The 12,783-nt window shown below is 71.5% G+C and carries 12 protein-coding genes; 6 read left to right on the top strand and 6 right to left on the bottom strand.

Annotation, left to right across the window (positions count from 1 at the left end):
• The first annotated feature begins 57 nt into the window (after positions 1-57).
• The gene (locus L6E12_RS20930) at positions 58-1,401 is read left to right on the top strand and encodes a DUF349 domain-containing protein (protein ID WP_374201919.1); all 1,344 of its coding nucleotides are present in this window, start codon (positions 58-60) and stop codon (positions 1,399-1,401) included.
• Between the two features lie 88 nt (positions 1,402-1,489).
• Here the strand turns inward: L6E12_RS20930 and L6E12_RS20925 are convergent, their stop codons facing one another.
• Together L6E12_RS20925 and miaB are read right to left on the bottom strand one after the other, a co-directional pair.
• Positions 1,490-1,948 (bottom strand): hypothetical protein, encoded by a 459-nt coding sequence (locus L6E12_RS20925; RefSeq protein WP_236229615.1) that lies wholly within the window; start codon positions 1,946-1,948, stop codon positions 1,490-1,492.
• Positions 1,945-3,414 (bottom strand): tRNA (N6-isopentenyl adenosine(37)-C2)-methylthiotransferase MiaB, encoded by a 1,470-nt coding sequence (miaB, locus tag L6E12_RS20920; protein WP_236229614.1) that lies wholly within the window; start codon positions 3,412-3,414, stop codon positions 1,945-1,947. The genes L6E12_RS20925 and miaB overlap by 4 nt, the downstream gene beginning before the upstream one ends.
• 55 nt (positions 3,415-3,469) lie before the next feature.
• Here miaB and L6E12_RS20915 point away from each other — a divergent pair, with 55 nt between their 5' ends.
• On the top strand, positions 3,470-4,396 hold the full coding sequence (locus L6E12_RS20915) for a TAXI family TRAP transporter solute-binding subunit (protein WP_236229613.1): 927 nt from the start codon (positions 3,470-3,472) through the stop codon (positions 4,394-4,396).
• 61 nt (positions 4,397-4,457) lie between these two features.
• On the opposite strand, the gene L6E12_RS20910 is transcribed toward L6E12_RS20915, so the two are convergent.
• Both L6E12_RS20910 and L6E12_RS20905 read right to left on the bottom strand, forming a co-directional pair.
• Positions 4,458-5,858: a HAMP domain-containing sensor histidine kinase gene (locus L6E12_RS20910; protein WP_236229612.1), complete on the bottom strand. Its 1,401-nt coding sequence runs from the start codon at positions 5,856-5,858 to the stop codon at positions 4,458-4,460.
• A 25-nt stretch (positions 5,859-5,883) separates the two neighbouring features.
• Positions 5,884-6,555, bottom strand: a complete 672-nt coding sequence (locus tag L6E12_RS20905; protein ID WP_236229611.1) for a response regulator transcription factor — start codon at positions 6,553-6,555, stop codon at positions 5,884-5,886.
• A gap of 185 nt (positions 6,556-6,740) precedes the next feature.
• Here L6E12_RS20905 and L6E12_RS20900 point away from each other — a divergent pair, with 185 nt between their 5' ends.
• From L6E12_RS20900 to L6E12_RS20885, 4 genes are all read left to right on the top strand, one after another.
• Entirely contained in the window at positions 6,741-7,469 is a 729-nt protein-coding gene (locus L6E12_RS20900; protein WP_236229622.1) for an amino acid ABC transporter ATP-binding protein, read from the top strand.
• A 60-nt stretch (positions 7,470-7,529) separates the two neighbouring features.
• Complete coding sequence (locus tag L6E12_RS20895) at positions 7,530-8,411, top strand: glutamate ABC transporter substrate-binding protein (RefSeq protein WP_236229610.1); 882 nt, start codon at positions 7,530-7,532, stop codon at positions 8,409-8,411.
• Positions 8,412-8,495: 84 nt separating this feature from the next.
• A complete protein-coding gene (locus L6E12_RS20890) occupies positions 8,496-9,146 on the top strand; it encodes an amino acid ABC transporter permease (protein WP_236229609.1) in 651 nt (216 codons plus the stop codon).
• The gene (locus L6E12_RS20885) at positions 9,143-10,060 is read left to right on the top strand and encodes an amino acid ABC transporter permease (protein ID WP_236229608.1); all 918 of its coding nucleotides are present in this window, start codon (positions 9,143-9,145) and stop codon (positions 10,058-10,060) included. Before L6E12_RS20890 ends, L6E12_RS20885 begins: the two co-directional genes overlap by 4 nt.
• Positions 10,061-10,132: 72 nt before the next feature.
• Here L6E12_RS20885 and L6E12_RS20880 read toward each other — a convergent pair whose 3' ends face one another.
• A complete protein-coding gene (locus tag L6E12_RS20880) occupies positions 10,133-10,882 on the bottom strand; it encodes a succinate dehydrogenase/fumarate reductase iron-sulfur subunit (RefSeq protein WP_236229607.1) in 750 nt (249 codons plus the stop codon).
• A gap of 1 nt (position 10,883) precedes the next feature.
• Positions 10,884-12,782, bottom strand: a complete 1,899-nt coding sequence (locus L6E12_RS20875; RefSeq protein WP_236229606.1) for a fumarate reductase/succinate dehydrogenase flavoprotein subunit — start codon at positions 12,780-12,782, stop codon at positions 10,884-10,886.
• Between the last annotated feature and the right edge of the window lies 1 nt (position 12,783).

Here is a 12,783-nt window from a genome sequence, read left to right as displayed (position 1 = left end):
GCCGCGAGCGAGCCGCCCGCCACCGCGCCGAGCCCGGCGCCGGTGAGCCCGGCCTCGATCAGCCCGGCCTCGGCGACCCCCGCGACCGTCACCCCGGCGACCGTCGCGGCCCCGGCAGCGGCGGCGGCCCCGGCGGCGCCCACCGCCCCCGCGGGCACTCCCCCGGTGGTGGCCGTCGCCTCGTCAGACCCCGGCAAGTGGGGCCGGGTGGACGCCGACGGCACGGTCTACGTCAAGACCGCCGACGGCGAGCGCGCCGTCGGCTCGTGGCAGGCGGGCGAGCCCGCCGAGGGGCTGGCGCACTTCGCGCGCCGCTTCGACGACATCCGCACCGAGGTCGAACTGCTGGAGGCCCGGCTGACCTCCGGGTCCGGCGACCCGAAGCAGGCCGCGGCCAGCGCCAAGCAGATCCGCGAGGGCCTGGACGAGGCGCACGTGGTGGGCGACCTGGCGGCGCTGTCCGCGCGCATCGACTTCGTGCTCGGGCACGCGGCGGTCGCCCTGGACAAGGCCAAGCACGCCCGCGAGGAGGCCAAGGCCGCGGCGGTCGCGCGCAAGCAGGCGCTGGTCGAGGAGGTGGAGCGGCTCGCCGAGGAATCCACCCAGTGGAAGGTCGCCGGTGACCGCCTGCGCGCCGTCCTCGACGAGTGGAAGACCATCAAGGGCGTCGACCGCAAGACCGACGAGCAGCTCTGGCGCCGCTTCTCCAAGGCCCGCGACACCTTCAACCGCCGCCGCGGCTCCCACTTCGCCGACCTGGACCGCCAGCGGGCCACGGCGAAGTCCCGCAAGCAGGAACTCGTCGAGCTGGCCGAGGCCCTGTCCGAGTCCGACGACTGGGGTCCCACCGCGGGCCGCTACAAGGACCTCATGCAGGAGTGGAAGGCGGCGGGCCGGGCCCCGAAGGACGCCGACGACACCCTGTGGCAGCGCTTCCGCGCCGCCCAGGACAAGTTCTTCGCCCGCCGCTCCGCGGTGTTCGACGAGCGCGACGCCGAGTTCTCCGACAACGCCAAGGCCAAGGAGGAACTCCTGGTCGAGGCGGAGAAGATCGATCCCGCCACCAGCGGCCTGGAGGCGGCCCGCAGCGCCCTGCACAAGGTCCAGGAGCGCTGGGAGGAGATCGGCAAGGTCCCCCGCGAGCGCATCCGCGAGCTGGAGGGCCGCCTGCGCGCGGTCGAGGACCGGGTCCGCCAAGCCTCCGAGGCCCAGTGGCGCCGCACCGACCCCGAGGCCGAGGCCCGCGCCGCCCAGTTCCGCGAGCGCGTGGCCCAGTTCGAGGCCCAGGCCGCCAAGGCCCGCGCCGCGGGTGACAAGCGCCGCGCCGAGCAGGCCGAGGCGCAGGCCGCCCAGTGGCGGGAGTGGCTCGCCGCCGCCGAGCAGGCGGTCGCCTCCCGCTGAGCGGTCCGCGAACGACGAGAGCCCCGTTTCCACTGCGGAAACGGGGCTCTCGTGGTTCGTCGGACGGCGCGGGTGACCCCGCGGACCGTCAGTCGCGGGACCAGGCGGTGCGGAACCAGAGGACGGCGAGGACGACCATGGCGACCTCGCTGATGACCATCCCGATGCCGGGGCCGCCGGTGTTGCCCGCGGACTGCCGGGTCCAGATGGCGAGGACGCCGTCGACCGAGGCGAACCAGCCGCCCAGGGCGGCCACCCAGGTCAGGGCCCAGCGGCGGGTGGTGAGGGCGAGCGCCGAGGTCAGGATGCCGAACAGGATCGACGTGCCCGCGAACAGCCGGGGCACCGCCCCCGCCTTGCCCGCGGCGTCGCCCTGGGCCAGCAGGACCTGCCAGCCCGCCGCGTCACCCATCCACGGCAGGACCTGCCCGACGATCAGGACGAACACCGCCACCGAGATCACCACGGCGCGGGCGCCCAGGTCGACCGTGCGGGCCGCCGTGCGCTCGATCGCGTCGATCTCGTCGCGGAGCTGGTTCTCGCTCATGTGACGGAGCATCCTTCCGCGGCGGGGGTGGGCGGCGGGGCGCCGAACGACGGCAGCCCCAAGCCCACGCCGCCCGTCTTGGGGCGCAGGCCCGCCGCGTGGTTGTCGCCCGCGCGGGTCCGGCGGTGGGAGAGGGGTTCGCCGTCGGCGACGAGGTGGTGCGGGGCGGCGTAGGTGATGACCGTCTCCACCACGTCGCCGGGGCGGACGTCCGCCGCGCCGGGGGCGAAGTGGACCAGGCGGTTGTCCCTGGCCCGGCCGCTCATCCGGTGGGTGTCGGCGTCCTTGCGGCCCTCGCCCGTGGCGGCGACGACCTCGACGGTGCGGCCGACCTGCTCCTTGTTGAGCTGCCAGGCGATGTCGTTCTGCAGGGTGACCAGGCGGTCGTAGCGCTCCTGGACGACCTGCTTGGGCAGTTGGCCGGGCATCGTCGCGGCGGGGGTCCCCGGGCGCTTGGAGTACTGGAAGGTGAACGCGCCGGAGAAGCGGGACTCGCGGACCACGTCGAGGGTGGCCTGGAAGTCCTCCTCGGTCTCACCGGGGAAGCCGACGATGATGTCGGTGGTGATGGCCGCGTCCGGCATGGCCGCGCGAACCTTCTCGATGATCGACAGGTAGCGCGCCGAGCGGTACGAGCGGCGCATCTCGCGCAGCAGCCGGTCCGAGCCCGACTGCAGCGGCATGTGCAGTTGGTGGCACACGTTCGGCGTCTCGGCCATGGCGGCGATGACGTCGTCGGTGAAGTCCTTCGGGTGCGGGGAGGTGAAGCGGACCCGCTCCAGGCCGTCGATGTCGCCGCAGGCGCGCAGGAGCTTGCCGAAGGCGAGGCGGTCGCCGAACTCCACGCCGTAGGAGTTGACGTTCTGCCCGAGCAGGGTCACCTCCAGCACGCCCTCGGCGACCAGGGCCCGCACCTCGGCCAGCACGTCGCCGGGGCGGCGGTCGCGCTCGCGGCCGCGCAGCGACGGGACGATGCAGAAGGTGCAGGTGTTGTTGCAGCCCACCGAGATCGACACCCAGCCCGAGTGCGCCGAGTCGCGGCGGGCGGGCAGCGTGGAGGGGAAGACCTCCAGCGACTCCAGGATCTCGACCTCGGCCCGCCGGTTGTGCCTGGCCCGCTCCAGCAGCGCGGGCAGCGAGCCGATGTTGTGCGTGCCGAACACCACGTCGACCCAGGGGGCCCGGCGGACGATCTCGCCGCGGTCCTTCTGCGCCAGGCAGCCGCCGACGGCGATCTGCATGTCCGGGTTCTCGGTCTTCGCGGGGGCCAGGTGGCCCAGGTTGCCGTACAGCTTGTTGTCGGCGTTCTCCCGGACCGCGCAGGTGTTGAAGACGACCACGTCGGCCGTGGTGCCCTCGGGCACGGCGACGTAGCCCGCGTCCTCCAGCAGGCCCGAGAGCCGCTCGGAGTCGTGGACGTTCATCTGGCACCCGTAGGTGCGTACTTGGTAGGTGCGCGCGCTCATCTCGGTGTCCGAGGGTACGCGGACCCCGGCGGGCCGGTTCTGGCACCATCGGCGAATGGCGCGCACCCCACGGCTGACCCGGCTCGGTGCGCTGCTCCTCGCCCTGCTCGCCGCGGCGGGCCTGACCGCGGGCTGCGACACGACCTTCCCCGGGACCAGCCTGCGCATCGCCACCGGCGGCCCCAACGGGGTGTACTCCAAGCTGGGCGGGGCACTCGCCGCCGCCTGGGAGGGGCAGCTGGACCTGGCGAAGTCGGACGTGAAGTTCACCAACGGCTCGGGGGAGAACATCCGACTGCTGCTCGACGGCGACGCCGACGTCGCCATCTGCGCCGCCGACGTGGCCACCGACCCCAGGGTGGGCGAGCACGAGGTGCTGGCCCTGGCCCGCATCTACGACGACTACCTGCACGTGGTGGTGCGCTCCGACGGGCCGATCCACTCGCTGGGCGAACTGGCGGGCAAGCGGGTGTCGGTGGGGACCCGCGACTCCGGCACCTCGGTGATCGCCAGGCGGGTGCTCAAGGTGACCGGGCTGCCCACCCAGATCACCGAGTACAACCTCGACGAATCGATGGCGCGGTTGCAGCGGGGCGAGGTCGACGCGTTCTTCTGGTCCGGCGGCCTGCCCACCGGCGGCATCACCGCCGCGGGCGACTCGGTGCGGCTGATCGACCTGGCCGAGGAGCTGCCCGCCATCCGCCAGCAGTTCCCGATCTACAACGCGTCGTCGGTCCCGGCCGCCGTCTACGGCAGCGAGACGGCGGTGACCACGCTCGCGGTGCCCAACTTCCTGCTGGCCAGCGACCTGATGTCGGACGACATGGCGGAGGCGCTGGTCGGCGGGATGTTCGCCGCCCGGGGGGAGCTGGTGCGGGCCAACCGGGCGGCGCAGGCGATCGACGTGCTGCCCGGCATCGAGACCGACCCGGTGCCGCTGCACCCCGGCGCGGTCCGCTACTACCGCGAGGCCGACATCTAGTCGCTGTGCTGCCCCGGGCTGTTCGGCCGCGGTTCTGAAGTCCGGTCTGGTGGTGGAGGGGTCAGTCGGCGACCGGGATCTCGACGGTCACCGCCAGGCCGCCGCCGTCGGGGAGGCTCAGGGTCAGTTCGCCGTCGACCCGTTCCACCAGCTTGCCGACGATGGCGAGGCCGAGGCCGGAGCCGGGGACGTTCTGGTGGCTGTTGCTGCGCCAGAAGCGGTCGGTCGCGCGGACCAGCTCCTCCTCGCGCAGGCCCGGGCCGTGGTCGCGGACGGTGAGGCGGACGCGGTCGTCGTCGACCGAGGCGGACAGCTCGACCGCGCCGCCCGGTCCGGTGAACTTGAGGGCGTTGTCGAGGAGCGCGTCGAGGATGGCGTCGATGCCGCGCGGGGGCATCAGGACCCGGGTGGGACCGACCGAGGTGTCCACCTCCAGGGTGGTGCGCTTGGCGTCGGCGACGACCCGCCAGTCCGCCGCGCGCTCGGCGACGACCGCGTCCACGTCGACCGGCACCAGGTCACCCCCGGTGTTCTCCGCGCGGGCCATGGCCAGGAGTTCGTCGAGGATGCGGTTGAGCCGGTCGGACTCGGCGACCGCGGCCGTGCGGTGGACGTCCGCGGCGGCGTCGACGTGGCCCTCCAGGTTGACCAGGCGCAGCTTGAGGGCGGTCAGCGGGTTGCGCAACTGGTGCGAGGCGTCGGCGACGAAGGCGCGCTGGGCGGCGAGGGTGTCGCCGACGCTGGCGGCCATCCGGTCGAACGAGCGGCCCAGCTTGCGCAGCTCCGGCGGGCCGTGCGCGTCGCCGACCGGGTCGACGTCGCGACCGCTGACCACGGCGGAGACCAGGTCGCCGGTGGCCTCGTCCAGCCTGCGGACCGGGCGCAGGATCCACTGGATGACCGGCACCGCCAGCGACAGCGCCAGCCCGAACGCGAGCAGCCCGCCCGCGCCGATGGCCAGCCACCACAGCGCGATGGTCTCCCGGCTGGCGTCGGTCGGGGAGACGATGACGACCGCGCCGCGCACCTCGCCGTCGGCCAGCACCGGACCGGCCAGCACCAGCGGGTCGCCGTCCCAGGGCATCAGCAGCGAACCGGGGCTGCCCCGGCGGCCCGCCAGCGCGGCCTCCAACGCGGTGGCGACCACCGGGTCGGCGGCGCTGATCACGGGGCGGCCCGGGACGGCACGGGAGTCGACCGCTGGCTGCTGCTCCGGGTCCACCACCAGCACCGACACCCCGTAGACCTCGGCGTAGCGGTCGAGCTTGCCGCGCAGCAGTTCCGGCTGGTCGTCGGTCAGCGGTTGCTGCGCCAGCGACGAGAAGCGGTTGAGCGCCGTCAGCCGGTCCAGGAACAGGTCCTGCTGCTCCGCGCTCGCCACCGACAGGGCGAGCGGGACGCCGAGGCCGAACACCAGCAGCGCGACCAGGAACCACACCATGCCCAACAGCCGTGCCCGCACGAGAACCCCTTCCCCCGACCGCGGCTCAGCCGGGCTGCCCGGACAGCCGGTACCCGACCCCGCGCACGGTCTTGATCAGCTCCGGCCTGCCCAGCTTGGTGCGCAGCGTGGCGACGTGGACGTCGAGCGACCGGTTCTCCGCGGCCGAGGCGTGGCCCCACACCTCGTCGAGGATCAGCTCCCGCCCGCAGACCGCCCCGCGCGCGCCGAAGATGAGCGCGAGCACCTGGAACTCCTTGCGCGACAACGCCACCGGCCTACCGTCCACAGTGACCTCGTGCCGGTCCAGGTCGACCCGCACCCCGTCCAGCTCGGTGCTCCCGGACGGCCGCGCGGCGCGGTCGGTGCGGCGCCTGCGCACCGCCTGCATCCTGGCCACCAGCTCGTCGACGTTGTACGGCTTGACCACGTAGTCGTCCGCGCCGGAGCCCAGCCCCAGGATCCGGTCGTTGACCTCGCCGCGGGCGGTCACCATGATGACCGCGACGTCGCCGGACACCTCGCGGATCTGTCGACACAGGACCACGCCGTCCACGTCGGGCAGGGTCAGGTCGAGCAGGATCACCTCGACCTCGGGCACCGCGTCGAGCACCCCGGCGGCCGAGGGGAGCCTGCGCACCGACAGGCCGCGCCGGGTCAGGGCCGGGATGAGCGCCTCGGCGACGGGGTCGTCGTCCTCCACGAGCAGCACTCGCACGCGTGTCCTCCGCTTCCGGGACGGTCTGTGTGACAGAGTTGAGACCCTAAGTGTTGCTCAAGCGACATGGACAACGGCACGAGCGAGGGTAGGTTTCCGCCATCGCGAGCCAGTCATCCAGCGCCAAACCGTCACGAAAGCCCTCGTGGGAGGACTCAATGACCGCCTCGGAACCCTCCGAGCCGATGATCCGCATGCAGTCGGTGGAGAAGCACTTCGGCCCACTGCACGTGCTCAAGGACGTCAACCTGGAGGTTCCCCAGGGGCAGGTGGTGGTCGTCCTCGGGCCGTCCGGCTCCGGGAAGTCCACGCTCTGCCGGGCCATCAACCGGCTGGAGCCGATCGACTCCGGCGTGATCGAGATCGATGGGAAGCCGCTGCCCGCCGAGGGCAAGGAGCTGGCCAGGCTGCGCGCCGAGGTCGGCATGGTGTTCCAGTCGTTCAACCTCTTCGCGCACAAGACCATCCTGGAGAACGTCACCCTCGCCCCGGTGAAGGTGCGCGGCACCAGCCAGGCCGAGGCCCGCAAGACCGGGTTGGAGCTGCTGGAACGGGTCGGCATCGCCAGCCAAAGCGAGAAGTACCCGGCCCAGCTCTCCGGCGGCCAGCAGCAGCGCGCGGCGATCGCCCGCGCCCTGGCGATGCGCCCCAAGGTGATGCTGTTCGACGAGCCGACCTCGGCGCTGGACCCGGAGATGGTCCAGGAGGTGCTCGACGTGATGACCGGCCTGGCCGGTGAGGGCATGACCATGCTCGTGGTCACCCACGAGATGGGCTTCGCCCGCAAGGCCGCCAACCGGGTCGTGTTCATGGCCGACGGCGAGATCGTCGAGGACACCGTCCCGGACAAGTTCTTCACCGCCCCGGAGTCCGCGCGGGCGCGCGACTTCCTTGGCAAGATCCTCACGCACTGACCTGACAGAACGAACCACACCGCTCGGCTCCCTCGGGGCCGACGAGAACAAGGAGCAGACATGCGACTCCGGGGCCTCATGGTCGGCGCCGTGACCGCCGCCCTCGCCGTCTCGACGGCCGCGTGCGGCGGGTCGAGCGACACCTCGAACCAGCCGTCGGTCAACACCGAGGTGACCTTCGAGCCCGGCACCACCATGGCCACGCTCAAGTCGGCGGGCAAGGTCAAGATCGGCACCAAGTTCGACCAGCCCCTGTTCGGCCTCAAGGGCCTCGACGGCAAGCCGACCGGCTTCGACGTCGAGGTCGCCAAGCTGATCGCGGCGAAGCTGGGCCTGGCCGCGGACAAGATCGAGTGGGTCGAGGCCCCCTCGAAGGTCCGCGAGGAGGTCATCGAGCAGGGCAAGGTCGACTTCGTGGTGGCGACCTACACCATCAACGACAAGCGCAAGGAGCGCATCTCCTTCGCCGGGCCGTACTACGAGGCGGGCCAGGACCTGATGGTCAAGTCCGACGACTCGGCCATCACCGGCCCGGAGGCCCTCAAGGCCGCCAACGCCAAGGTCTGCTCGGTCACCGGGTCCACCCCGGCCGAGAAGATCAAGGAGTACGTCGACCCGGCGAACATCGTGCTCTTCGACGTGTACTCCAAGTGCGCCGACGCGCTGCGCACCGGCCAGGTGCAGGCCGTGACCACCGACAACGTCATCCTGCTCGGCCTGGTCGACGGCTCGAAGGGCGACTTCAAGCTGGTCGGCAAGCCCTTCACCAAGGAGCCGTACGGCATCGGCATCAAGAAGGGCGACACCAAGTTCTGCGAGTTCATCAACAAGACGCTGACCGACGCGGTCACCGACGGCGGCTACGACAAGGCGTGGAAGGACACCGCGGGCAAGGTCTCCCCGGAGGCCCCGAAGCTGCCCGCGCTGGGCACCTGCAGCTGACCACCGTTTGATCCCGTGCTCGGGGCGCCCGCCTTCCCGCCGGTCGGCAGGCGCCCCGAGCCGTGACCGGGCTCGGAGACCACGTTGAACGTCATCCTCGACAACTTCGCCTATTACCGGGACGGGTTCTTCACCACGCTGGAGTTCTGCGCGTACGCGTTCATCGGGGCGCTGGTCCTCGGCACCATCATCGCCGCGTTCCGCGTCTCGCCCGTCCCGCCGCTGCGCTGGGTCGGCACCTCCTACGTGAACGTCTTCCGGAACTGCCCGTTGACCGTGGTGCTGTTCTTCTGCGCCTTCGGCCTGCCCGAGATCGGGGTCAACGGCAAGTACTTCTGGTTCGGCGTGGCCGGGCTGGTGCTCTACACCGCCGCGTTCGTCTGCGAGGCGGTCCGCGCGGGCATCAACTCGGTGCCCGCGGGCCAGGCCGAGGCGGCGCGCGCGGTGGGCCTGACCTTCACCCAGTCGCTGTCGAACGTCATCCTGCCGCAGGCGCTGCGCACCGTGGTGCCGCCGCTGGGCAGCGTGATCATCGCGATGGTGAAGAACTCCGCCATCGCGGGCGCCTTCGGCGTCGGTGGCGACCTGTTCTCGGTCAGCGACACGCTGACCAGCTCGCGCGGCGAGGCCATCCTGCCGGTGCTGATCGGTGTCGTGATCGGCTACCTGGTGATCACGATCCCCGGTGGCCTGCTGCTGAACCTGCTCGAACGCAAGGTGGCGATCGCCCGATGAGCACCACGTCCGTCCTCTACGACGTCCCCGGCCCGCGCGCCAAGCGCCGGGTGCTGGTCCTCAGCATCATCGCCGGGCTGGCCGTCCTCGCGGCGCTCGCCCTGGTGGGGATGCGGCTCAACGACCAGGACCAGTTCGCGCCGGAGAAGTGGTCGCCGCTGTTCGACCCGACCGACGAGCAGTTCCCGCTGGTGTGGGAGCGGATCGGCACCGCGCTCGGCGCCACCCTGACCGCCGCCGCGCTGGCGATGGTGTTCTCGCTGGTCATCGGCACCCTGCTGGCGGTCACCCGGGTCACCGCGGCCCGCTGGTACCGCTGGGCGGTGGTCGGGCTGATCGAGTTCCTGCGCGGCGTCCCGGTCGTCATCGCGATCTTCTTCGCCGCCCGCGTGCTGCCCACGCTGGGCGCGGACATGGACCCGCTGTGGTACCTGGTGATCGGCCTGACGCTCTACAACTCGGTGGTCATCGCCGAGATCGTCCGCGCGGGCATCAACTCGCTGCCGCGCGGGCAGAAGGAGGCGGCCGACTCGCTGGGCCTGACCCGGGGTCAGGTGCTGCGGGTGGTGCTGCTGCCGCAGGCGTTCCGGGCGATGCTGCCCGCGCTGATCAGCCAGTTGGTCGTGGTCCTCAAGGACACCTCGCTTGGCTTCATCATCAGCTACGAGGAGCTGGTGCGGGTCGCCGGGCAGATCAAGGAGGTGCTCAGCAACCCGATCCAGACCTACCTGCTGATCGCCGTCATCTTCATCGTGGTCAACTACGCGCTGAGCAGGCTCGCGGTGTACACCGAGCGCCGGTTGAGCCAGGGCAAGAAGACCGCCCGCAACGACGACGGGGAGGCGGCGATGCTGGCCGCGACCGCGGTCGGGGGCGCCGGAACGGGCGCGGGGGCGGGCAGCGGCGGCGGCTGATCGCCCGCACAGCCGACAAAGCACGGTGGCCCGGTCCTCCTGGACCGGGCCACCGCTCTTTCCACGGGAGTCTCAGCCGCGCCGGAACAGCTTGTTGCCCAGCCACACGATCGGGTCGTACTTGCGGTCGGCGACGCGTTCCTTCATCGGGATCAGCGCGTTGTCGGTGATGGCGATGTGCTCCGGGCAGACCTCGGAGCAGCACTTGGTGATGTTGCAGAAGCCGAGGCCGTGCTCGTCCTGGGCGGCGGCGACGCGGTCGGCGGAGTCCAGCGGGTGCATCTCCAGCTCGGCCACCCGCATGAGGTAGCGGGGACCGGCGAAGTTCTCCTTGTTCTCCTCGTGGTCGCGGACCACGTGGCAGGTGTTCTGGCACAGGAAGCACTCGATGCACTTGCGGAACTCCTGCGAGCGCTCCACGTCCACCTGCCGCATCCGGTACTCCCCCGGTGCCACGCCCGGCGGCGGTGCGAACGACGGGATCTCGCGGGCCTTGGTGTAGTTGAACGACACGTCGGTCACCAGGTCGCGGACCACCGGGAAGGCGCGCATCGGGGTGACGGTGACCGTCTCGTCCTCGGTGAAGGTGGACATCCGGGTCATGCACAGCAGCCGGGGGCGGCCGTTGATCTCCGCGGAGCAGGAACCGCACTTGCCCGCCTTGCAGTTCCAGCGGACGGCCAGGTCGGGGGTCTGGGTGGCCTGGAGGCGGTGGATGATGTCGAGGACGACCTCGCCCTCGTTCACCTCGACCAGGTAGTCCTTCAGCTCGCCGTCGCTGTCGTCGCCGCGCCAGACCTTGAACTTCGCCTCGTAGGCCATCTCACTCCGCCCTTCCCGGGTGGGCGGCGAGCTCGCCACCGGTGTAGTACTTCTCCAGCTCCGGGAGCTCGAAGAGGGCCAGCAGGTCCTCGCGCATCGGCACCTGCTCCTTGCGCTCCACGGCGACCGCGTCGCCGTCGGTGGAGCACACCAGCAACGTGTTGCGCCACTGGGAGTCCATCGCCGGGTGGTCGTCGCGGGTGTGCCCGCCGCGGCTCTCGGTGCGGGTGAGGGCGGCGCGGGCGACGCACTCGCTGACCAGGAGCATGTTGCGCAGGTCGAGGGCGAGGTGCCAGCCGGGGTTGAACTGGCGGTGCCCCTCGACGACGAGGTTGGACAGGCGGCGCTTGAGGTCCTCCAGCGTGGCCAGCGCCCGCTGCATCTCGTCCGCCTTGCGGATGATGCCGACGAGGTCGTTCATGGACTGCTGGAGTTCGTTCTGCAGCGTGTACGGGTTCTCCGCCGGACCGCCCACCTCCGGGTCGAACGGGTCGAGCGCCAGCGCCGCCGCCGCGTCGACCGCGTCCGGGGCCACCGCGGGCCGGGTGCCCAGGCCCTCCACGTAGGCGGCCGCGCCCAAGCCCGCGCGCCTGCCGAAGACCAGCAGGTCCGACAGGGAGTTGCCGCCGAGGCGGTTGGAGCCGTGCATCCCGCCCGAGCACTCCCCCGCCGCGAACAGGCCGGGCACCGACGCCGCGCCGGTGTCCGGGTCGACCTCGACGCCGCCCATGACGTAGTGGCAGGTGGGGCCGACCTCCATCGGCTCGGCGGTGATGTCGACGTCGGCCAGTTCCTTGAACTGGTGGTACATCGACGGCAGCCTGCGGCGGATCTCCTCGGCGGGCAGCCTGCTGGCGATGTCGAGGAAGACCCCGCCGTGCGGGGAGCCGCGGCCCTCCTTGACCTCGGTGTTGATCGCGCGGGCCACCTCGTCGCGGGGCAGCAGGTCCGGGGTGCGCCGGTTCTGCTCCTGGTCTGCGTACCAGCGGTCGGCCTCGTCCTCGCTCTCGGCGTACTGGCCCTTGAACACGTCCGGCACGTAGCCGAACATGAACCGCTCGCCGTCGCTGTTCTTGAGCACGCCGCCGTCGCCGCGCACGCCCTCGGTGACCAGGATGCCCTTCACGCTCGGCGGCCAGACCATGCCGGTGGGGTGGAACTGGACGAACTCCATGTTGATCAGCGTGGCGCCCGCGCGCAGCGCCAGCGCGTGCCCGTCGCCGGTGTACTCCCAGGAATTCGAGGTGACCTTGAAGGACTTGCCGATGCCGCCGGTCGCCAGCACCACGGCCGGGGCCTCGAACAGCACGAAGCGGCCGGACTCGCGCCAGTAGCCGAACGCCCCCGCGATCCGGTCGCCGTCCTTGAGCAGTTCGGTGACGGTGCACTCGGCGAAGACCTTGATCCGCGCCTCGTGGTCGCCCGACTCGGCGAAGTCCTCCTGCTGCAGCGACACGATCTTCTGCTGCATGGTGCGGATCAGTTCCAGGCCGGTGCGGTCGCCCACGTGCGCCAGCCGGGGGTAGGTGTGCCCGCCGAAGTTGCGCTGGCTGATCCGGCCGTCGGCGGTGCGGTCGAACAGCGCGCCGTAGGTCTCCAGCTCCCACACCCGGTCGGGGGCCTCCTGGGCGTGCAGCTCGGCCATCCGCCAGTTGTTGAGGAACTTGCCGCCGCGCATGGTGTCGCGGAAGTGGACCTGCCAGTTGTCGTTGGGGTTGGCGTTGCCCATCGACGCCGCGCAGCCGCCCTCGGCCATCACCGTGTGCGCCTTGCCGAACAGCGACTTGCACACCACCGCGACGCTCAGGCCCCGCTCCCTGGCCTCGATCACCGCGCGCAGCCCGGCACCCCCGGCACCGATCACGACGACGTCGTAGGAGTGCCGCTCAACCTCGGTCATT

Source organism: Actinokineospora sp. PR83, assembly GCF_021056305.1.
Classification (GTDB): domain Bacteria; phylum Actinomycetota; class Actinomycetes; order Mycobacteriales; family Pseudonocardiaceae; genus Actinokineospora; species Actinokineospora spheciospongiae.
The sequence above is the reverse complement of the archived record's forward strand: the minus strand, read 5'-3'. Positions and strand labels throughout refer to the sequence as shown.

Coding starts and splice junctions, on each gene's coding strand:
- L6E12_RS20895 (WP_236229610.1), top strand. CDS start 7,530: ATGCGACTCCGGGGCCTCATGGTCGGCGCCGTGACCGCCGCCCTCGCC.
- L6E12_RS20875 (WP_236229606.1), bottom strand. CDS start 12,782: ATGACCGAGGTTGAGCGGCACTCCTACGACGTCGTCGTGATCGGTGCC.
- L6E12_RS20925 (WP_236229615.1), bottom strand. CDS start 1,948: ATGAGCGAGAACCAGCTCCGCGACGAGATCGACGCGATCGAGCGCACG.
- miaB (WP_236229614.1), bottom strand. CDS start 3,414: ATGAGCGCGCGCACCTACCAAGTACGCACCTACGGGTGCCAGATGAAC.
- L6E12_RS20900 (WP_236229622.1), top strand. CDS start 6,741: ATGATCCGCATGCAGTCGGTGGAGAAGCACTTCGGCCCACTGCACGTG.
- L6E12_RS20880 (WP_236229607.1), bottom strand. CDS start 10,882: ATGGCCTACGAGGCGAAGTTCAAGGTCTGGCGCGGCGACGACAGCGAC.
- L6E12_RS20915 (WP_236229613.1), top strand. CDS start 3,470: ATGGCGCGCACCCCACGGCTGACCCGGCTCGGTGCGCTGCTCCTCGCC.
- L6E12_RS20885 (WP_236229608.1), top strand. CDS start 9,143: ATGAGCACCACGTCCGTCCTCTACGACGTCCCCGGCCCGCGCGCCAAG.